Raw genomic sequence first — 19,493 nt, forward strand, 5'->3', positions numbered from 1 at the left:
TTCTAGGAGGAAATTCCCATGCGAGTAAAGGGTGGAACAGTTTCACGCGCACGTCGTAAGAAGTTTATCAAGTTGGCCAAGGGATACCGTGGTCAACGCCGTATCAATTACAAGGTTGCTAAGCAACAAGTTTACAAGTCATACTTGTACGCTTACCGCGATCGTAAGAACCGCAAGCGCGACTTCCGTAAGTTGTGGATTGCACGTATCAACGCTGCAGCCCGTATGAACGGTATGTCATACTCAAAGTTGATGCACGGTCTTACTTTGGCCGGCGTTCAATTGAACCGCAAGATGTTGGCCGACTTGGCAGTTTCAGACTTTGACACTTTCTCAAAGGTTGCTGACCAAGCAAAGGAAGCCTTGAAGAAGGAAAACGTCTTGAACAAGGAACGCACTGCTGCAACGACTGACAAGACTGTTAACGTTAACCGTTAATATTTATTTATATAAAGAGCCGATCTTCTGGATCGGCTTTTTTATTTTGTATTTTTATAAGACGAAAAAGTCAAAACCGTACAAGATTGTTTGTAAGAAGAAGGGATTGTTTCGGCAAAGTTTGTATAGAATATGTTAAGATAGAAGTAATTGAAATCGAGACAAGAGTAGCTTCCAACGCGAAGTTATTCAAGTGATAATTAAATTACACGATACAAAAGGAAACAAAATGACAGATTTGAATATTATTCCCTTTGGGGGCGTACGCGAAAATGGAAAGAACATGTACGCCGTCAACGTTAACGACGAGATTTTTATCTTGGACGCTGGTTTAAAGTATCCCGAAACTGAACAACTTGGAATTGACGTTGTCATTCCTGACTTTGAATACTTGATTGAAAACCAAGACAAGATTGCTGGTATCTTTCTGTCACACGGACACACGGATGCCATCGGTGCACTGCCATACTTGTTGCAACAAGTGCAAGCGCCAATCTTTGGGTCTGAAATGACGATTGAGTTGGCAAAACTTGCCATCAATAAAGAAGAAGCAAACCGTAGCTTTGACGACTACCATGTCGTAAATGAAAAGACCGAAATCGACTTCGGTACAGTCAAGATTTCTTTCTTCAACACAACCCACACGATTCCTGAAGCATTGGGAATTGTAATGACTTTGGACGAAGGTCAAATCGTTTACACCGGTCACTTTAAGTTTGACCAAACGGTGAAGGAAACCTTTGCGACGAATTACCAACGTTTAGCTGAAATTGGATCTAAGCCAGTTTTGGCTTTGTTGGCCGATGCAGCTGGAACAGAAGAAACGGGAAAGCCCGCTGCTTCTGAAAGCCAGATTCACGATTACATCGAAGAGGCTTTTGTTGAAGCAAAAGGGAAGCGAATTATCGTCGCTGCCGTTTCTTCAAACATCCAACGCATTCAACAAGTAATCGACGCCACTGCTAAGACGCACCGTCGAATCGTTCTTGCTGGAAACGACGTGGAAAAGGTTGTTTCAACCGCTTTGAAACAAAAGGCTTTGGACTTACCATTGCCACAAGAAGAGCTCTTCGCGGACTTGAAAGACTTGGACAACTTGCCTGATTCAGCTACGGTTGTCTTGGAAACCGGTCAAACTGGTGAACCCGTTAAGTCCTTGCACAAGATGGTAAAGGGTGAAGACCCTGATGTGACGATTGGTTCAAACGACTTCGTCTTCATTACCACGACACCAGCATTTGCTGTTGAATCATACGTTGCCCAAACGCGTAACATGCTTTTTAAGAAGGGCGCAAACGTTAAGCAGATTTCTGCTGATTTGCGTTCTTCAGGTCACGCCTCAAAGGGTGACTTGCAATTGTTGATGAACATCTTTAAGCCACAAATGTTGATGCCAGTTTCAGCGGAATTCCGCGTGATGGTGACAGCGAAGGAAGCAGCCGAAGAAATCGGTATGAATCCTGAAAACATCATTCTTGCTAAGCGCGGTGATCAGATTACGCTCACTGACGAAGGCTTTGTAAAGACTGGTGCCGTTTCAATCGCTGAAACGATGATCGACGGTGATTCATTGAAGGATATCGGAAACGTTGTCTTGCGTGATCGTCGCATTTTGTCAGAAGACGGTGTCTTCGTGACGGTCGTGACGATTGATCGAAAGAAGCGCAAGGTTGTCTCAAAGCCTAAGATGACGTCTCGCGGTTTTGTCTATGTGAAGGCGAACCGGGACCTCATGAAGGAAGCTGGAAAGATTACCATTGAGGCCATCGAAGACTATTTGAAGAACGCCAAGGCGTTCGACTGGAACGAACTCAAGAACGGTGTTCGCGAAAAGTTAGCCCGCTTCCTCTTTAACGAAACGCGTCGTCGCCCAATGGTGATGCCGGTTGTGATGGAAGTTAACCAAAACCGCCGCCCGCACCACAAGGGACAAGAAGGCGACAAGAAGGGCAAGAAGCCTGCTAACGGTAAAAAGCAAAAGAATTCTGCTAAGGGCAAGAAGCAAAACCAGTCAGCAAAGAAGCCAGCAAACAAGCAAAACGCTTCAAAGAACGCTGAATAGTGATGAAAAAAAGACCCCCTCGGGTCTTTTTCGCTTTTTGCAATCACGTACGGGTTTGACTTTTGAAGAAGCAACAAAGAGGAGAGTACATGACTCCGGTAAACAACTTACGACAAGAAGGGCAAGAAGCCTTTGATAATGGGGACTACGAACTGGCCGTGCAAAAGTGGTCAGATTTGTATGACAGTGACCGAACCTTTGAAAATAATCAACTGTTTGCTCGTGCGCTGTCACGAAGTGGACAACCCCAGGCGGCGTTGACGGTCGCAAAGGAGTATGTCGGCGAATACCTAGGGCAAAAAAAGGACTACCAGTTCTATTTTGATCTTTGTTTGAACGCCTCATACTTCATCATGGCCCGTCGAATGGCGATGGAGTCAATTGAAGAAAGAGACAAAAACCGTCGGATAAAGGAAGTGGAAGAAGCTGAGAAAAAGGCGAAGGAAGAACACGGCGATGCCTTGAAGAAAATTGCTCGACGTTTTCACCATATCTCGGGTTACGACGCCTTGGAACAACAGCAAATTTATCAAGATGCAATGTCGCTTCCAATTGAAGACTACGTCGATGCGGCTCGCACTATTTTGAAGGATCCTTACACGTTGCCTTTGGTTCAGGCAAGCATCTTGTCGGATATTCAGTGCCTGATTTTGCACCAGAACTTCACCTACTGCTTCCTTGATGGAAAAGAGTACACAACGGTTTTTTGTGAACATCCTCGCCCACTCCGCGATCCAAATTTTGAGGCAGCCAGAAATTACCTCATCGAAACGGTGGGGCAAGAAGATCCGGTGGCCTTTGAAATGTTAATGGAACAGTTGAAGTTGGAGATGCATGTGCTCTTCCCGCAGATTGACCGGATTGAGAATCCAATTGCCTGGGTTCAGAGTGACATGACCCTTTTCAACGACCGTGATGATCAAAGCTTTGAAGAGGAGAGTGAAGAACAAAAGAACTTACATCTTTTGGTTCACCGTTCCTTGGAAGAGATGGGTGCATCATAAAAAACTGTTATTTGAATGAAAACGCTAAAAAAGGCCTTGCGAGGCCTTTTTTGCTAGACTAAAAAGAAGTGAAAAAATTGTTTACAAAAAAATTATATATTAGTATAATTAATTCCGGCTCATAGGCCAGAAAAACGGTTCATCCGGTTGTTTTTATCGGGTAATCGTTGTAAAATGTAAACATACGATTTTTCTTGGATAAACTGAGAAAATAAAATTTGGAGGAAACTACATTGGCTAAAGAAACATATGTACGTAACAAGCCCCACGTTAACATTGGAACGATTGGGCACGTCGATCACGGAAAGACTACTTTGACTGCCGCTATCTCAAAGGTATTGGCTGAAAAGGAAGGTAAGACTGCTACTGATTTCGCCGAAATCGATAACGCGCCTGAAGAAAAGGATCGTGGAATCACGATCAACACTTCCCACATCGAATACGAAACGGAAGCTCGTCACTACGCCCACATCGATGCCCCTGGTCACGCGGATTACGTTAAGAACATGATCACTGGTGCCGCACAAATGGACGGTGCTATCTTGGTTGTTGCCGCTACTGATGGTCCTATGCCACAGACGCGTGAACACATCTTGCTTGCCCGCCAGGTTGGTGTTGAATACTTGGTTGTCTTCTTGAACAAGACTGACCTTGTTGACGACGAAGAATTGGTTGACTTGGTTGAAATGGAAGTTCGCGAATTGTTGTCAGAATATGACTTCCCAGGCGATGACATTCCTGTAATCAAGGGATCAGCTTTGAAGGCCCTTGAAGGTGATGAAGAACAAGCTAAGGTTATCATGGAATTGATGGATGCAGTTGACTCATACATCCCAACTCCAGACCGTGAAGCTGACAAGCCATTCTTGATGCCTGTCGAAGACGTATTTACGATCACTGGTCGTGGTACTGTTGCTTCTGGTCGTGTTGACCGTGGTGTTTTGACTACTGGTACTGAAGTTGAAATCGTTGGTTTGAAGGACGAAGTTCAAAAGACTACTGTTACTGGTATCGAAATGTTCCGTCGTACTTTGGACGAAGCACAAGCTGGTGACAACATCGGTGCATTGCTCCGTGGTGTTGACCGTGACCAAATCGAACGTGGACAAGTTTTGGCAGCCCCTGGCTCAATCAAGACTCACAAGAAGTTCAAGGCCGAAGTTTATGTCTTGACTAAGGAAGAAGGAGGACGTCACACTCCATTCTTCACTAACTACCGCCCACAATTCTACTTCCACACGACTGATGTTACTGGTGTCGTAGAATTGCCAGCCGGTGTTGAAATGGTTATGCCTGGAGACCAAGTAACGTTCGACGTTGAATTGATCGCCCCAGTTGCCATTGAACAAGGTTTGAAGTTTACTGTTCGTGAAGGTGGCCACACTGTTGGTGCCGGAACGGTTACTGAAATCGAAGGTTAATTACAACTTTCAAAAAAAGTCTGCTTAGGCAGGCTTTTTTTATTTATGAGAATACAATCTTGTTATTAAAGGCATGATTGGTCTATAATAAACATGATGAAATTGCAAATCGAATAGATGTGCATTGAGAGAGGGTATTTATGTTAAAGCGTTTGATAATAATTTTATCAATTTTTTTATGTCCGGAATTACTAATATTGTTGGATTTGCGGACGAGCAGCCAAATTTAAATCCCTACGTAAAATCAATTGACTTAGACGATTTATCACAAGGTAATCAAGCAAAGTAATATCAAGTTGATGACTTAATGAAAATCACTTGGCATTTCGACTTACCTAAAAATTCCCCCATTAAGTCTGGTGATCATTTAAAGTTTTATTTACCTATAAACTTTCAGTTTAATCCAGATATTATGGAAAGTGTGGATAAGGTTTCACCACTTACTGATGCCGACGGCAATGTTTTAGGAACTACGTCGACTGAAGGTGATCGATACGTTGTAATTAGTTGGAACGACTATGCTGAGAAGTATTTTAAAGAAAACGGATTATTAGACAATATACTTGTGGCCTACGCAGGTTGGAATGTAGTTAATAGTAAGACGTCTCGTACTGTTCCGATAAATTGGGGCGTGAATACTCATTCCGTTCCTAGCACGCCAACTGTTGGTCCGACACCCGCCCCTGATCCGACTCCTGCGACACCAGTCGGAAAAGATGATTTCATCATTAACAAGTCGGGTAACTATGGGAATCCAAAGACAGAAGCAGGTTATATCTACTGGTCTGTTCGTTTAAATGCACGAAAAATGAATATTAATAATGCCGTCTTAAATGATCAATTAAGCAACGGACAGACCTTGTATCCTAATAAGGGTTTTCAAATATGGAAATATGATCTTTCAACTGGATGGGATATGAACAAGCGTACTTTCATTAGTTCTGGTGACTATGAAAAGAATGGAATTTCAGTTACCCCGGGCTTGTCAGCAAATGGTAGTACTCATTTTCAAATTCACTTTGGCGATATTGATTCTAATACTGGTTATGAAGTGTTTTATTATTCGAAATATGATCCTGAAACAACCCCAGACGGAACTGAATATACCAATGATGCTGACTTAAATGGTATTCAATTTAAAAAAGCAACAGCTTATAATGTTCATACAGCCGATAAAGTGTTTATATATGAGTTCATCATGGGAAAGAAACGCCCTGGTGGACACGTACCTAAGCACGATGGTGGAAATCCGGTAAATCCAACCCCAACCCCAACACCTAATCCAACCCCTACACCTACGCCTACTCCTGCACCAAAGCACCCTGATTTCGTCTTACCAAACACCTCGGGTGGGGTAGACAACAAGGGGGGCTGAATCGAATGAAAAGCAAGTGCCTATGTTACCAATGACCGGAAAAGTGTCTGATAACAAAAAGACATTACTGTTCTTAGCTACGCTAACAACGTTAAGCTTTGTTTCGGCCATTGCCTTCATGAAGAAAATTAATCGATAACTGATACCTTTATGCATGCAAAAAGCGCCGACTGTATTGTTCAGCCGAGCGCTTTTTCTTTAATTAGTCTTTTTTATCTTGACCGAGAGCCTTTTCACGGTCCTTCTTTTCTTCTTCTGAAATTGGATCAGGGAAGGAGATGAAGTCTTCCAAAGGGTTGTTGAGCTTTTCTTCTTGGTTCGTAATGCGTCCCATACTGTACTCCTTAATGAATGAACTGCTGTTATTATACCACGGGTAAGCGCGATGCTTAATCTTCGCTTGCTTCCTTTTCAAGCAACACCGATTGTCCGTCTACGGCTGTAAAAGTCGCCTCCGAACCCACGCCGTCTAACGCTTCTCCAACAGCCGAGCCGGCAGCCTTGCTTGCAGCACCGACCGTGAGCAGCAAGGTTCCCCCAGCACGTAAGTAAGGCCAGGCAGCGCTCACAGCCTCCTCAATGGTGTCTTCATCGACGGTGTCGTCCATATAGTCAAAGACGATGAGATCGACCTTTGTCAGATGTCCCAGTTCTTGTTTAAGAGAAGCATCGGACAGACCACCATTCAGAATCGTGGCACGGTCCTGAAGGCCCACCATGAACAATGAGGCGGCCGTCTTGTTTGCTTCTTCCTTCGTATCGTGGAAGGAGAGGACCTGGCCATCTTTTCCAACGCGTGAGGCGAGAAAACGTGTGTTTTGTCCTTCCTTGGCAAAACCGTCGATGACAATTTGCCCGGTTGAAACGTGTTGCTCCAAAAAGTTTTTGATAAAGTGCCGGTTGGTGTATGCCATGGTGGCCTCCTTTGTAAAAGTTTTTTTGCGGCGCATCCAGATTAGGCGCATCCAGGCTAAAGGAGGCGCTTCAAAATTTTGGCGCGCCTCTCTCATTGAATTGAAAGTTGCGTGCCTATTTTTGCGCACATCAATTAAAAGACGTTCCGCTATAAAAATAAAAGAATTTATTCCATTCCTTCATTTCCAATCCATTGCCTAGTATAGCGAATTTTTCCTTTCTTGTGTTATAATTAGGTTACTTTTCAACACTAGTAGTAGCAGCGGAGCATCAGAAAGTAAGCGGGGCTGGAAGCTTACCAACCAACACTACGAACTCGGTTGAAAGCGCGATTGGTGAACTTCGAGTAGTCAGTCCGTTTTACCGCGTTAAGGTACTGAGGCTAGGAGAATAATCTCTTAGTGAAATGTAGGTGGGACCGCGGTTTCAACCGCCCTACGTTGGCTTTTTTCTGCTGACGTAGGGCTTTTTTTGTTAGGTAAAGGAGAAAAACATGGGATACGATCACCAGAATATTGAAAAGAAGTGGCAGCACTTCTGGCAGGATAACAAGACTTTTAAGGCCGTTGATGGCTCAGACAAGGATAAGTACTACGTCTTGGATATGTTCCCATATCCATCAGGACAAGGGCTTCACGTTGGTCACCCAGAAGGGTATACGGCAACGGATATCGTGTCTCGCTACAAGCGTGCACAAGGCTTTAACGTCTTGCACCCAATGGGTTGGGACGCCTTTGGTTTGCCAGCGGAACAATACGCATTGAAGACGGGAAACAACCCGGCGACGTTTACGGATGAAAACATCCAGACCTTTAAGAATCAGGTGCAATCACTTGGATTCTCATATGATTGGGACCGTGAAGTAAAGACCACGGATCCAAACTACTACAAGTGGACCCAATGGATCTTCGAACAGCTCTACAAGAAGGGCTTGGCATACGAAGATGAAATGATGGTTAACTGGGCACCTGACTTTCCAGGTGGTGGATTAGTTGTCGCAAACGAAGAAGTGGTTGATGGTAAGACGGAACGTGGTGGTTACCCCGTCTACCGTAAGCCAATGAAGCAGTGGGTCTTGAAGATTACGGCCTACGCTGACCGCTTGATCGATGATTTGGATGACTTGGACTGGCCAGAAGCCATCAAGGAACAGCAACGTAACTGGATTGGTCGCTCAATCGGTGCTTCAATCCGTTTCAACGTGGAAAACCACGACGACCAAATCGAAGTGTTCTCAACGCGTGCCGACACGCTCTTCGGTGCCTCATACATCGTCTTGGCACCTGAACACGACCTCGTGGACCAAATCGTAACGCCTGACCAAAAGGCAGCCGTTGCCGAATACCAGAAGCAGATTTCATTGAAGTCTGATTTGGAGCGAACGGACTTGAACAAGGATAAGTCCGGTGTGTTCACTGGTGCTTACGCCATTAACCCAGTTAACGGCGAAAAGTTGCCAATCTGGATTGCGGACTACGTGTTGGCATCATACGGAACCGGAGCCGTGATGGGCGTGCCAGCGCACGACCAGCGCGACTACGACTTTGCTAAGAAGTTCGACCTCACGATTACACCCGTCATCGAAGGTGGAAACGTGGAAGAAGAAGCTTACGCCGGTGAGGGTAAGCACATCAACTCTGGCTTCTTGGACGGCATGGACAAGGACGAAGCCATCAAGACGATGATCGACTGGTTGGAAGAACACAAGGCCGGGGAGAAGAAGGTGAACTACCGTCTCCGTGACTGGATCTTCTCACGCCAGCGTTACTGGGGTGAACCAATTCCTGTTATTCACTGGGAAGACGGCACGATGTCACTCGTCCCAGAAGAAGAATTGCCACTCCGTTTGCCTGAATTGTCTCAAGATGAGATGAAGCCATCAGGTACGGGTGAATCACCACTCGCCAACGCCAAGGACTGGTTGGAAGTAACCCGTGAAGACGGCGTTAAGGGTCGTCGCGAAACGAACACGATGCCACAGTGGGCTGGTTCATCATGGTACTTCCTCCGCTACATCGATCCAACAAACCTAGACGCTTTGGCGGCAAAGGACAAGTTGGACTACTGGCAAAACGTCGACCTCTACGTTGGAGGGGCCGAACACGCTGTCTTGCACTTGCTCTACGCACGTTTCTGGAACAAGGTGCTCTACGACCTCGGGGTTGTGCCTAACAAGGAACCATTCCACAAGTTGGTGAACCAGGGAATGATTCTTGGTGAAAACCACGAAAAGATGTCCAAGTCTAAGGGAAACGTCGTGAACCCTGATGACATCGTGAACGAATACGGGGCAGACACGCTTCGGATTTACGAAATGTTCATGGGACCTTTGACGCAAAACAAGCCATGGTCTGAAGAAGGTGTGACGGGATCACGCCGTTGGTTGGACCGTGTTTGGCGTTTGCTCGTCCAAGACGATGGCAGCCTTTCAGACAAGTTGTCAGACCAGGGCGAAGACGCCATGAAGAAGGTTTACAACGAAACGGTCAAGAAGGTGACGGAAGACTTGGAAGAACTCCGTTTCAACACGGCCATTTCACAGTTGATGGTCTTTGTAAACGAAGCCTACAAGCAGGATAAGTTGCCTCAAAACTACATGGAAGGATTTGTTCAATTGTTGGCACCGTTTGCGCCACACTTGGCCGAAGAACTCTGGTCAAAGTTGACGGGAGCAACGGAATCCATCGCCTACGTGGCATGGCCAACGTATGACGAAAAGGCTTTGGTCGATGACCAAAAGGAAATCATCTTCCAGGTGAACGGTAAGGTTCGCTCAAAGCAAGTGCTTCCTGCAGACGTTTCAAAGGAAGACATGGAAGCTGCTGCCATGGCGGATGACAAGATTCAAAAGTACTTGGAAGGCGCTGACGTGAAAAAGGTTATCGCGATCCCAGGTAAGTTCGTCAACATCGTTGCTAAGTAATTTTTCTTGAAAAATGACAAAGTCAGAACCGGACCAGTCCGGTTCTGGGTACATATTAAAAGTTAGTGCCTCGGGCGCTTTCTAAGCATCAAAAGAAGGAAACGTGATCATGACAGAAAATAATCCACGAAATGATCAAAATGAATACCTAAGCGCCGATGAGCTGCTAGCTAAGCTTGAGAAGAATCTCCAGCCAAGCCACAGTTCAAAGTGGGCCTTTTGGAACCGCGAGAAGCGTGACGAAAACGCGTTGTCTGCCCGCAGTCCAGAAGAACGTTACCAACTTTTCCAGAAGCTCGGAAAAGAGGCGGAAGCAGAAGAGCGCCGTGCAAAGAAGAATACGCAACACCAAGCCACTCAGCAGAAAAGTCAGGCGCCCGCCAAAGCTACAGAAAAAGCATCACAACAGCAGGCACCTCAGCGCCCGGATCGACCACAGCAACAAGTTGAACGCCACGCCGAGCCTGAACATCACGCTGAGTCTTCCCGCCATTCTGACTTTGCCAGTCAAGCCCAGCATTTCGCACACGATGCGGCCAACGCCGCTCAGGCGATGACGACACAGTCAATCCGCAACGTGACGGATAAGGCTAAGAACGGCCTTTCAAAGCTGAAGCCAGGAAAAAAAGCATACAAGCGACAGAACCAAAACGACAGCCAAGCGCTCGTGCGTGGATCCTTCTGGCTGTCCGTTGGTAACATCGTTTCCCGCTTGCTCGGAGCAGCCTTCATCCTGCCATGGTTAGCCATGCTGGGCGCGGCGGCGAACCAAGCGAACGCCTTATTCTCACAGGGATATAACATTTACGGTATCCTGTTGTCGGTTGCGACATTCGGATTCCCATCCGCCATCTCAAAGGTGATGGCCCAGTTGATTGCAAAAGAGGATGAAGATGGCCTCTGGTCTTTGACCAAGCAGTCCCTTCAAATCGGAACACTGCTGGGAATCATCTTCGCCGTTCTGCTTTACGTGGCTGCACCGTTGTTATCAAACGGTAACGCAAACGTGGTGCCAGTCTTGCACTCGCTTGCACCGGCCGTCTTGGTCTTTCCGGCCATGTCCATGGTTCGTGGAATCTTCCAGGGCCACCAGTTGATGCATATCTCAGCCTTGTCTGAGATTGTCGAACAGATTGGACGAATCATCTACCTCTTGATTGCGACCTGGATTGTCTTGGGTGCTAACCCAGCAAACTGGACGGGCGCCGTCGTGCAAGCCACCTTTGCTGCCTTTATCGGGGCACTCTTCGCCATTGCCGTCTTGGCATGGGGATGGGTTTACTACAAGGATCTCTTACACCCCGTTGAAGAGGTGGAAGAGGGCGGTTCACTCGTTTACAAGAAGAAGGCCAAGGCTAAAGCTAACGTGCTTTCCTTCTTGAAACCAGACAAGACGCAGTCAAAGGTCTTGGAGATTTTGAAGGAGTCATGGCCATTTATCATCATTGGGGCGTCGACGAACCTCTTCTTGTTTGTCGACCAGTACTCCTTCTTCCCGCTGATGAAGGCCTTCTTCCACACGGGAGCCGAACAGCTTCAAGTGGAATTCGCGCTCTTTTCTGCGAACCCAAACAAGCTCGTTATGATCGTGATTTCCTTTGCGACGTCAATTGCCGCAACGGCGCTGCCAATCTTGGCGGCAAAGAAGGCCGAAGGTTCTCTCAAGGGAATCCAGGAACAAGTGCAAAACACCTTCAAGTTGACGGCCTTGGTGTTGATGCCATCGGCATTGGGGATGTACGCGATCTCAGACGTGCTCTACAAGTTCTTCTACCCAATTGATGGAACGGCGCAAGCAGGTATCTACCTCTTGCAGTTCTCAAGTATCCTGACAATCATCATGGCCGTCTTCATGTTGTTGGCCTTCGTCTTACAGGCGTTGTCAGCCGGACCGGTTGTCGTGCGTGCCTTCTTCTGGGGAATCCTCGTGAAGGTCGTATTCCAGGTGCCAATGATTTATTTGTTCCAGGGGATGGGGGCGCTCATTGCTTCTGCCTTTGGTTTCGGATGGGCCTTGCTCATGATGCTTGGGTTCTTGAAGACCAAGTACAAGGTATCGCTTGGTAGCATCAAGCAGACGCTTTTGTACGGGTATCTCGCTTCGGCTGCGATGGCCATCGTGGCTTTCTTAGTGTCTGAATTCTCTGCGAACTTCCTTGTCGCAGATAACACGAAGTTCGGGGCCGGATTGGCCACCTTCCTTGGAATGGCAGCGGGAGGGGCCTTGTTGCTCTACCTATACAAGCGTTTCGGTTTGCTGTCACAAATTCTAAACCGTCGCCGTTAAGCGATTAAGAAATAACTATTTAAGTCACCCCTGAGGGTGACTTTTTATTTGTTCTCGAAACGACGGATGAAATAATCGTAACGAAATGCGCTGTAATGCTTCTTCAGACGGGCTTGTCTGTGATATGATTGAAAGAGTGATTTAAAACGATTAAAAGGGGGAAAGTACGATGGGAAAAGCACAAAAGAAATGGCGTAAAGTCGCCTTAACAATCGTCTTTTTCTGCATGTCAGTTGGTTTGCAAGTGACGGGATTGAACTACTTCTTGATTCCAAACAACATCTTCTCTGTTGGTTTGAACGGAATCGCCCAGTTGTTCTCATTGTCTTCAGCAGCATTCTTTAACTTGAACATTCAGACCGGTGTGTTCTTCTTGCTCTTCAACATTCCAATCGGAATTGTTGGTTGGAAGATGATTGGTGGTCAATTTACGGTGCTTTCCTTCTTGAACGCCGTGGTCGTTTCCATCCTCTTGATTCTGTTGCCAACGCACGCCTTTACGACGGAACCACTTTTGGCAACGTTGTTCGGTGGTCTCTTCGTCGGAGCAGCCATCGGTGTGGCCATGCGTTACGGATTCTCAACGGGTGGCTTTGACATCATCGCCATGATTGTTCAAAAGCGTACCGGTAAGTCCATCGGAGCCTTCATGAACATCGCAAACGGTGTGATTGTCGTCTTCGCCGGATTCTTTATTGGTTGGCAAAACGCCATGTTCACGTTGATTGGAATCTATGCGACCGGTCAAGTGGTTGATGCACTCTACACGGGTTACCGTAAGTTGACGGCCTTGATTGTCACGTCAAAGGGCGAAGAAGTGATCGACGTGTTGCACCGTGATTTGATTCGTGGAATTACAATTTTGCCATCATCCGGTGCCTACACGAAGCGTGAATCAACGACCTTGATGACGGTTTTGTCCCGTTTCGAACTCTTCGAAATGCAAGAAGCGGTTCGTTCCGTTGATCCAAAGGCTTTCATCAACTTGCTTTCAACGGTTTCTGTTGCCGGAGAATTCTGGGATGCGGATCGTCAGTTGCAGATGAAGAAGTCCATGGGACCAAAGGCGGTTACCATCGACGCACAGCTCGAAGCGGAGCAGCAGTTGGAAGAGCAGCTCGCCCAGCTGGAAGAGCAAAACAACGCTGGTTTGGAAACAAACAAAGACGGTTCTGATAAATAAGCAAAAGAAAAGGATGCCTCTTAAAGGAGACATCCTTTTTTATTTGAGTTGTTCGAATTCGTAGGTGATGAAGACGTCGTCGTGCGCAATCTCTTTGAAACCGGTCTTTTCGGCCACCCGCTGGCTGGCGATATTTTCGTGTTTTGCCTTCAGCGTGATCCACTCAAGGCCAAGCTTTGAAAAGACGTAGTCCTTCATTTGCTCAACAACCTGCGTCATAATGCCAAGGTTATAAAAGTCTGATCCGAGCCAGTAGCCGATTTCCACGCTCGATTCGTCTGGGTCGACACCGTCCAAGTTGACGATGCCGGAAGGACGACCAGCGATGATGATGGCAAAGGTTAGTGGCTGTTTCCTGTAGACGGTGCTCTTGCACTGGTACAAGTAGTCTTTTGTATCCTGGAGGGTTTGTTCCTTGGCCCAGGGCAGAAATTCAGATAATTCTTTTCGGCTATCCACAATCGCTTGAAATAGGGGCGCAGCGTATTTAACCTGAACGGGTTTGATTTGAACCAAGCCGGCAGGCGAATCAAAGGTTTTCATTTTGCTTACCTCATTCGGTGCTCTTAAAACTGTTTTGTTAATTTAATATTAGAATAAAATGAGAAAAAGTGCAAGGGCGAAGAAAGCCCGGCCTGATAAAGTTTTCACTTGCTATGTAAGGGGTAAATATGTATAATTAAATTTAACAATTCAAGTAAAAACGAACAGATATATCGCTGGAAAATGGCCAGCAGTCTCTACCGCGCCCCAAAAGTCGTGACTATCCGTGAGTGTTTTTTGATAAAGACTTTTAGAAGACACTCTGCGGATCTGGTAAGAAGACTGCAGGGTGTCTTTTTGTTTGCGATGTGTCTGCTTAAAGGAGAATCATGGCAGCATTTCAAAAGAAAAACAAGTTCGTGCCAATGGGCTTGACCTTTGATGACATGGCGATGGAGAACCACTCTTCAAGCATTTCAAAATCAGACGTTTCATTGAAGACGGTCTTAACACCGTCACTTCGATTGAACATTCCACTCTTGTCTGCCGCCATGGATACGGTGACGGAAGCTCGCTTTGCAACGGCGCTTGCTGAATTCGGTGGAATGGGTGTTATCCACAAGAACATGACCATCGCCGACCAAGCAGCTGAAGTTGAAAAGGTTAAGAACACACCGGTTGATTTGGAAAAGACGCCAAACGCTGCAACGGACGACCAAGGACGGTTGATTGTTGCTGGAGCGCTCGGGGTAACGAATGACACGGTTGACCGCGCAACCGCTTTGGTTGAAGCGGGTGTTGACGCTGTTATCTTGGATTCAGCACACGGTCACTCAGAAGGTGTTTTGCGTAAGGTGACGGAAGTTCGAAAGGCCTTTCCTAAGTTGAACATCATCGCCGGAAACATCGCGACTGAATCTGGTGCAGCAGCCCTTTACGATGCTGGTGCCGACGTCGTTAAGATTGGAATCGGACCTGGTTCAATCTGTACGACCCGTGTTGTTGCCGGAATTGGTGTGCCACAGTTGTCAGCCATTCGCGATGCTGCTAAGGAAGCCTCAAAGCGTGGCAAGGCAATCATCGCCGATGGTGGTGCCAAAACACCAGACGACATCTTGAAGGCCATCTCAACGGGCGGTAACGCTGTTATGCTTGGTTCCATGTTCTCCGGAACGAAGGAAACGCCAGGTGAGGTCTTTGAAGACAACGGAAAGAAGTTTAAGTTTTACCGTGGAATGGGTTCAATCGCGGCCATGGAAAACGGTTCAAAGGACCGTTACTTCCAAGGTGAAGTGAACGAAGCCAAGAAGATGGTTCCGGAAGGAATCGAAGCCCGAGTTGCTTACAAGGGTGAATTAAAGGACGTCTTGATGCCAATCTTGGATCACTTGAAGGACGGTTTTGCGGAAATGGGTGCCAAGACGGTTCTTGAAGCCATCAAGCATAGCAAGTCCATTAAGAAGACGACGCCCGCCTTTGATTACCAAGCAGCCTTGGTCGAACACAAAGACGAGGGACACGGTTTGGGTTACGACGAAACGCTTTTGGTACCTGCTGCCTCAAACGTTTTGCCTCACACGGTTTCATTGGAAACCAAGGTCGGTCAGTTGACTTTGGCCAATCCATTGGCAGCCGCGGACTTGACTGACAAGCGCGAAGCCGAATTGGCTAAGGACATGGCAGAAGCCGGTGCCTTGGGAATCGTTCCCGCACAAGAAAAGATTGAAGACCAAGTTAAAATGGTACAAGAAGCCGCAAAGGCTTCAAACGACAAGGGGGCCATCGCCGTCGAAGTCTGGTTGGCAGAAGACAGCCAAATGCGGGTTGCCGAACTGGTAACGGCAGGTGCGTCTGCCATCGTTTTGTACTTGCCAAAGGCATTGGATGAGATGACGTTGACGGCCGTTTCAGACCTAAAGGCTGCTTTGGTGGACGCCACGTTGATCGTTGGAACAATCGAAGAAGCTGCGGATGCAGAAAAGCTTGCTGAGGTTGGTGTCGACGCCGTCATTGCTGGCCGCTCCGTGAACTCAAAGTGGGAAGACGATGCGCACTACCCATTCTTGACAACGGTGATGACGGTCGTTGAGGCAATGGCTGGTCAAGACACAGCAGTTATCGCCCAGGGTGGTATCCACTACTCCGGTGACGTGGTGAAGGCCATTGCTGGTGGAGCAGACGTTGTGATGATTTCTGACTACTTGACGAAGGAAGACGTCGTTGAAGACGCTGTCTTCCAGATGGATGGTGGTCTCCGTGCCGGAATGGGTTACACGGGATCACAGAACGTGGAAGCGCTCCGCATGGACGCACAGTTCGTTCAAATCACCGATAATGGTTTGAAGGAATCACACCCGCACGATGTTGAAATTACCAAGAAAGCCCCTAACTACGTCGAACAAGAAAGAGACTAATATGGTAGAAGCAAATGACAAAATCTTAGTACTGGACTACGGTTCACAGTACAACCAATTGATCACGCGCCGTGTCCGCGAAATGGGTGTTTACTCAGAGTTGAAGTCCAACAAGATGACAGCTGCTGAAGTGAAGGAATACAACCCAAAGGGAATCATCTTGTCAGGTGGTCCGAAGTCCGTTTACGACGAAGACGCCTTTAAGATTGACCCTGAAATCTTTGAATTGGGAATCCCGATTCTTGGTGTTTGTTACGGGATGCAATTAATTGCCCGGCACTTGGGTGGCAAAGTCGAAGCCAACCCAGGAAACGGAGAATTCGGTCAAACCGAAATTACGCAAACGGCTCCTTCAAAACTATTTGAAGGAACGCCGGAAAAGCAAATTGTTTTGATGTCTCACTCAGACAACGTAACGGTTTTTCCTGAAGGCTTTAAGGTCGCGGCCGGTTCTGAAAAGACACCAATTGCTGCCATCGCAAACGATGAAGCAGGATTGTACGGTGTACAGTTCCACTCCGAAACAACGCTTTCTGAACACGGTAAGGAAATCATCAAGAACTTCGTGATGAATGTTGCTGGCGCAAAGCCAACATGGTCAATGGCCGAATTCATCGACGAACAAATTGCTGATATCCGTAAGGAAGTAGGGGACAAGAAGGTCCTTCTTGGTCTGTCTGGTGGTGTTGATTCATCCGTTGTTGGTGTTCTCTTGCAAAAGGCCATCGGTGACCAGCTTACTTGTATCTTCGTTGATCACGGTTTGCTCCGTAAGAACGAAGCAGCTCAAGTGATGGAAATGCTTGGTGGTAAGTTCGGTTTGAACATCATCAAGGTTGATGTCCAGGACCGTTTCTTGTCAAAGTTGGACGGTATCACGGACCCTGAACAGAAGCGTAAGATCATCGGTAACGAATTCGTGGAAGTCTTCAACGACGAAGCCACGAAGTTGGACGGAATGGACTACTTGGCCCAGGGAACGCTTTATACAGATGTAATCGAATCTGGTACGGAAACGGCTCAGACGATTAAGTCTCACCACAACGTTGGTGGGTTGCCTGAAGACATGCAGTTCAAGTTGATTGAACCATTGAACACACTCTTCAAGGATGAAGTTCGTGAGTTGGGTGAACAGCTCAACATGGACCACGAATTGGTATGGCGTCAGCCATTCCCAGGACCTGGTCTTGGAATCCGTGTGATGGGGGCCATCACCGAAGACCGCTTGAAGGTCGTTCGTGAATCCGACTGGATCTTGCGTGACGAAATCGCAAAGGCGGGTCTTGAAAATGATGTATGGCAGTACTTTACGGTGCTTACGAACAACAAGTCCGTTGGTGTCATGGGGGACTTTAGAACCTATGAATACACCATCGCTGTTCGTGCCATTACGTCAATTGACGGAATGACGGCTGACTTCGCCCGTTTGCCATGGGACGTTTTGCAGAAGGTATCTTCACGAATCGTAAACGAAGTTGACCACATTAACCGTGTAGTCTACGACATTACGGCTAAGCCACCAGCAACGGTTGAATGGGAATAGAGAGCCCAGTTAATCGGTTTTAAATTAGAGAGAGAAGTAAAAAAAGCAGCACCTAGTAAGGGCTGCTTTTTTTGTTTTAAGTTGACTTGTATCATTATTTTAAAAATTCTATCTTGACCTTGTATTTTTATAAGATACGAATGTATAATGTAACTGACGAGTTACGAATATAACAAGAACATGTTCTGACAATCTGTCTGAACCAACCCCTTTAAATACCGAGTCGATCCAAGCACTTGCGAGGCATGCCCAAGCAACTGCTTGGTTTTTTATATTGGTGATAAATGAATTTGGAGGGAGTTTGGAAATGTTGAAACATTCAACAAATACACGAGTAACAAAGCACTATAAGATGTACAAGGCAAGTAAGAAATGGTTGTTTGCCGGTATTATCGGATTGACGATTGCTGGTAGCGCACAAGGGTTGGCAAACGCAATTAGTGTTCCAATCTTACCACAAGGTATTTCAGCTTCAGCAGACGATGATGGTTCCCGCCCTTACTGGTTCGCCCAAAATACGGACTACTTTAAGCACTATAATGAAACACCAGATAAGTCGAGTGTTCCTAAAAGCACGCAAGAAACATGGGGTCCTGTTAAGACTGGAAACGAACTAGATCGAATTCAAAAAGAAACGAGCTTTACTTATGAAGGTTTGACATATAACAAAGAAAAGAACACCTTTACAATGAAGTTTACTTTCAATTCGCCTACTTTGACGACTAGTGGGGCCGGTCGTACGACGTCATTTGACTTGGCCTTTTCTAAGTCAATGTCTGAAAAGACGAGTAATGTGATGTTCACCGATGCCAACCATAACACCCAACAGTTGACAGCTAAAAACAATGTCTTTAACAGTAGTTATCCAGCTGGTACTGTCGTTGGTGGTACGTCAACTTTGACTGTCGATATTCAGCCTGTGAAGATTGTGCAAGATGACCAAGTAACAGGTATGTTTTCATCTGATACTCAAACGATCAATAATCACGCCATTTATGGTTCAGCACGTACTCTGGGATTTCCTCAGTTTGGAAATGCCTTCAACAATGCCTTGATTGATCAGTTAAAGAAGAATACCAACGAAAACATTGATAACAAGCAGCACTTGACTCCAGATCAAAAGAAGGACTTCCACGATAAGGTTAATGGCGAAGATACGAATAAGGACTTCGTTAATGATTTGAACGGTATCAATAATGATGCAAATAACGCCGATAATGTTGCTGCTAAAGCTGGACAGGCCAAAGATGCTGCTAAGGCAGCTATCGATAATGCAGCCAATAATGCCAAAAAGAAGATTGACGGCTTAGACATTCCTCAAACAGATAAGGATAAGGCAAAGAGTAAAGTTGATGCCGATGCCAAGAACGCCAAGGATGATATTGCTCGTATGTCAATAAGTTAGACACTTTTTTTACATCACTAGGTTCGATTCATAGGTATGA

General features: G+C 46.5%; 14 protein-coding genes, 1 pseudogene and 1 riboswitch. Of the genes and pseudogenes, 12 read left to right on the forward strand and 3 right to left on the reverse strand.

What is annotated here, in order from left to right:
• Window positions 1–18: 18 nt before the first annotated feature.
• The 5 genes from rplT to G6R29_RS06360 all read left to right on the forward strand — a co-directional run bounded on the left by rplT (window position 19) and on the right by G6R29_RS06360 (window position 6,300).
• Window positions 19–438, forward strand: coding sequence for a 50S ribosomal protein L20 (rplT, locus tag G6R29_RS06340; RefSeq protein ID WP_213809501.1), 420 nt, complete (start codon window positions 19–21; stop codon window positions 436–438).
• Between the two features lie 229 nt (window positions 439–667).
• Window positions 668–2,500, forward strand: coding sequence for a ribonuclease J (locus G6R29_RS06345; protein ID WP_213809502.1), 1,833 nt, complete (start codon window positions 668–670; stop codon window positions 2,498–2,500).
• An 89-nt stretch (window positions 2,501–2,589) separates the two neighbouring features.
• Complete coding sequence (locus G6R29_RS06350) at window positions 2,590–3,504, forward strand: hypothetical protein (protein ID WP_213809503.1); 915 nt, start codon at window positions 2,590–2,592, stop codon at window positions 3,502–3,504.
• Between the two features lie 233 nt (window positions 3,505–3,737).
• Window positions 3,738–4,925 carry an elongation factor Tu gene (gene tuf / locus G6R29_RS06355; protein WP_213809504.1) on the forward strand — a complete coding sequence of 396 codons (1,188 nt, stop codon included), beginning with the start codon at window positions 3,738–3,740 and terminating at the stop codon, window positions 4,923–4,925.
• 307 nt (window positions 4,926–5,232) lie between these two features.
• A complete protein-coding gene (locus G6R29_RS06360) occupies window positions 5,233–6,300 on the forward strand; it encodes a collagen binding domain-containing protein (RefSeq protein WP_213809505.1) in 1,068 nt (355 codons plus the stop codon).
• A 202-nt stretch (window positions 6,301–6,502) separates the two neighbouring features.
• On the opposite strand, the gene G6R29_RS06615 is transcribed toward G6R29_RS06360, so the two are convergent.
• Together G6R29_RS06615 and G6R29_RS06365 are read right to left on the reverse strand one after the other, a co-directional pair.
• On the reverse strand, window positions 6,503–6,634 hold the full coding sequence (locus G6R29_RS06615) for a hypothetical protein (RefSeq protein WP_274381053.1): 132 nt from the start codon (window positions 6,632–6,634) through the stop codon (window positions 6,503–6,505).
• A gap of 55 nt (window positions 6,635–6,689) precedes the next feature.
• Window positions 6,690–7,214: a class I SAM-dependent methyltransferase gene (locus G6R29_RS06365; protein ID WP_213809506.1), complete on the reverse strand. Its 525-nt coding sequence runs from the start codon at window positions 7,212–7,214 to the stop codon at window positions 6,690–6,692.
• Window positions 7,215–7,708: 494 nt separating this feature from the next.
• Here G6R29_RS06365 and leuS point away from each other — a divergent pair, with 494 nt between their 5' ends.
• From leuS to G6R29_RS06380, 3 genes are all read left to right on the forward strand, one after another.
• The gene (gene leuS / locus G6R29_RS06370) at window positions 7,709–10,138 is read left to right on the forward strand and encodes a leucine--tRNA ligase (RefSeq protein WP_213809507.1); all 2,430 of its coding nucleotides are present in this window, start codon (window positions 7,709–7,711) and stop codon (window positions 10,136–10,138) included.
• Between the two features lie 109 nt (window positions 10,139–10,247).
• Window positions 10,248–12,425 carry an oligosaccharide flippase family protein gene (locus G6R29_RS06375; protein WP_213809508.1) on the forward strand — a complete coding sequence of 726 codons (2,178 nt, stop codon included), beginning with the start codon at window positions 10,248–10,250 and terminating at the stop codon, window positions 12,423–12,425.
• Between the two features lie 169 nt (window positions 12,426–12,594).
• The gene (locus G6R29_RS06380; protein WP_213809509.1) at window positions 12,595–13,608 is read left to right on the forward strand and encodes a YitT family protein; all 1,014 of its coding nucleotides are present in this window, start codon (window positions 12,595–12,597) and stop codon (window positions 13,606–13,608) included.
• 39 nt (window positions 13,609–13,647) lie between these two features.
• Here the strand turns inward: G6R29_RS06380 and G6R29_RS06385 are convergent, their stop codons facing one another.
• Window positions 13,648–14,151 (reverse strand): GNAT family N-acetyltransferase, encoded by a 504-nt coding sequence (locus G6R29_RS06385; protein WP_213809510.1) that lies wholly within the window; start codon window positions 14,149–14,151, stop codon window positions 13,648–13,650.
• A 146-nt stretch (window positions 14,152–14,297) separates the two neighbouring features.
• Window positions 14,298–14,394, forward strand: a riboswitch (purine riboswitch).
• An 86-nt stretch (window positions 14,395–14,480) separates the two neighbouring features.
• Between G6R29_RS06385 and guaB the strand changes: the two are divergent.
• The 4 genes and pseudogenes from guaB to G6R29_RS06400 all read left to right on the forward strand — a co-directional run.
• Window positions 14,481–15,557, forward strand: a pseudogene (guaB, locus tag G6R29_RS06560) (IMP dehydrogenase); the annotation flags it as partial.
• A 57-nt stretch (window positions 15,558–15,614) separates the two neighbouring features.
• Window positions 15,615–16,505: an IMP dehydrogenase gene (locus G6R29_RS06565; RefSeq protein ID WP_274381055.1), complete on the forward strand. Its 891-nt coding sequence runs from the start codon at window positions 15,615–15,617 to the stop codon at window positions 16,503–16,505.
• 1 nt (window position 16,506) lies between these two features.
• Window positions 16,507–18,048: a glutamine-hydrolyzing GMP synthase gene (gene guaA / locus G6R29_RS06395; RefSeq protein ID WP_213809512.1), complete on the forward strand. Its 1,542-nt coding sequence runs from the start codon at window positions 16,507–16,509 to the stop codon at window positions 18,046–18,048.
• A gap of 307 nt (window positions 18,049–18,355) precedes the next feature.
• Window positions 18,356–19,453: a KxYKxGKxW signal peptide domain-containing protein gene (locus G6R29_RS06400; RefSeq protein ID WP_213809513.1), complete on the forward strand. Its 1,098-nt coding sequence runs from the start codon at window positions 18,356–18,358 to the stop codon at window positions 19,451–19,453.
• The last annotated feature ends 40 nt before the right edge of the window (window positions 19,454–19,493 follow it).

It is taken from the genome of Fructobacillus broussonetiae (assembly GCF_018437275.1).
Lineage (GTDB): Bacteria > Bacillota > Bacilli > Lactobacillales > Lactobacillaceae > Fructobacillus > Fructobacillus broussonetiae.

Excerpts from the sequence above, each read along its gene's own strand:
- rplT (WP_213809501.1), top strand. The coding sequence starts at position 19 with ATGCGAGTAAAGGGTGGAACAGTTTCACGCGCACGTCGTAAGAAGTTT.
- G6R29_RS06345 (WP_213809502.1), top strand. The coding sequence starts at position 668 with ATGACAGATTTGAATATTATTCCCTTTGGGGGCGTACGCGAAAATGGA.
- G6R29_RS06350 (WP_213809503.1), top strand. The coding sequence starts at position 2,590 with ATGACTCCGGTAAACAACTTACGACAAGAAGGGCAAGAAGCCTTTGAT.
- G6R29_RS06360 (WP_213809505.1), top strand. The coding sequence starts at position 5,233 with ATGAAAATCACTTGGCATTTCGACTTACCTAAAAATTCCCCCATTAAG.
- G6R29_RS06615 (WP_274381053.1), bottom strand. The coding sequence starts at position 6,634 with ATGGGACGCATTACGAACCAAGAAGAAAAGCTCAACAACCCTTTGGAA.
- G6R29_RS06365 (WP_213809506.1), bottom strand. The coding sequence starts at position 7,214 with ATGGCATACACCAACCGGCACTTTATCAAAAACTTTTTGGAGCAACAC.
- leuS (WP_213809507.1), top strand. The coding sequence starts at position 7,709 with ATGGGATACGATCACCAGAATATTGAAAAGAAGTGGCAGCACTTCTGG.
- G6R29_RS06375 (WP_213809508.1), top strand. The coding sequence starts at position 10,248 with ATGACAGAAAATAATCCACGAAATGATCAAAATGAATACCTAAGCGCC.
- G6R29_RS06380 (WP_213809509.1), top strand. The coding sequence starts at position 12,595 with ATGGGAAAAGCACAAAAGAAATGGCGTAAAGTCGCCTTAACAATCGTC.
- G6R29_RS06385 (WP_213809510.1), bottom strand. The coding sequence starts at position 14,151 with ATGAAAACCTTTGATTCGCCTGCCGGCTTGGTTCAAATCAAACCCGTT.
- guaA (WP_213809512.1), top strand. The coding sequence starts at position 16,507 with ATGGTAGAAGCAAATGACAAAATCTTAGTACTGGACTACGGTTCACAG.
- G6R29_RS06400 (WP_213809513.1), top strand. The coding sequence starts at position 18,356 with ATGTTGAAACATTCAACAAATACACGAGTAACAAAGCACTATAAGATG.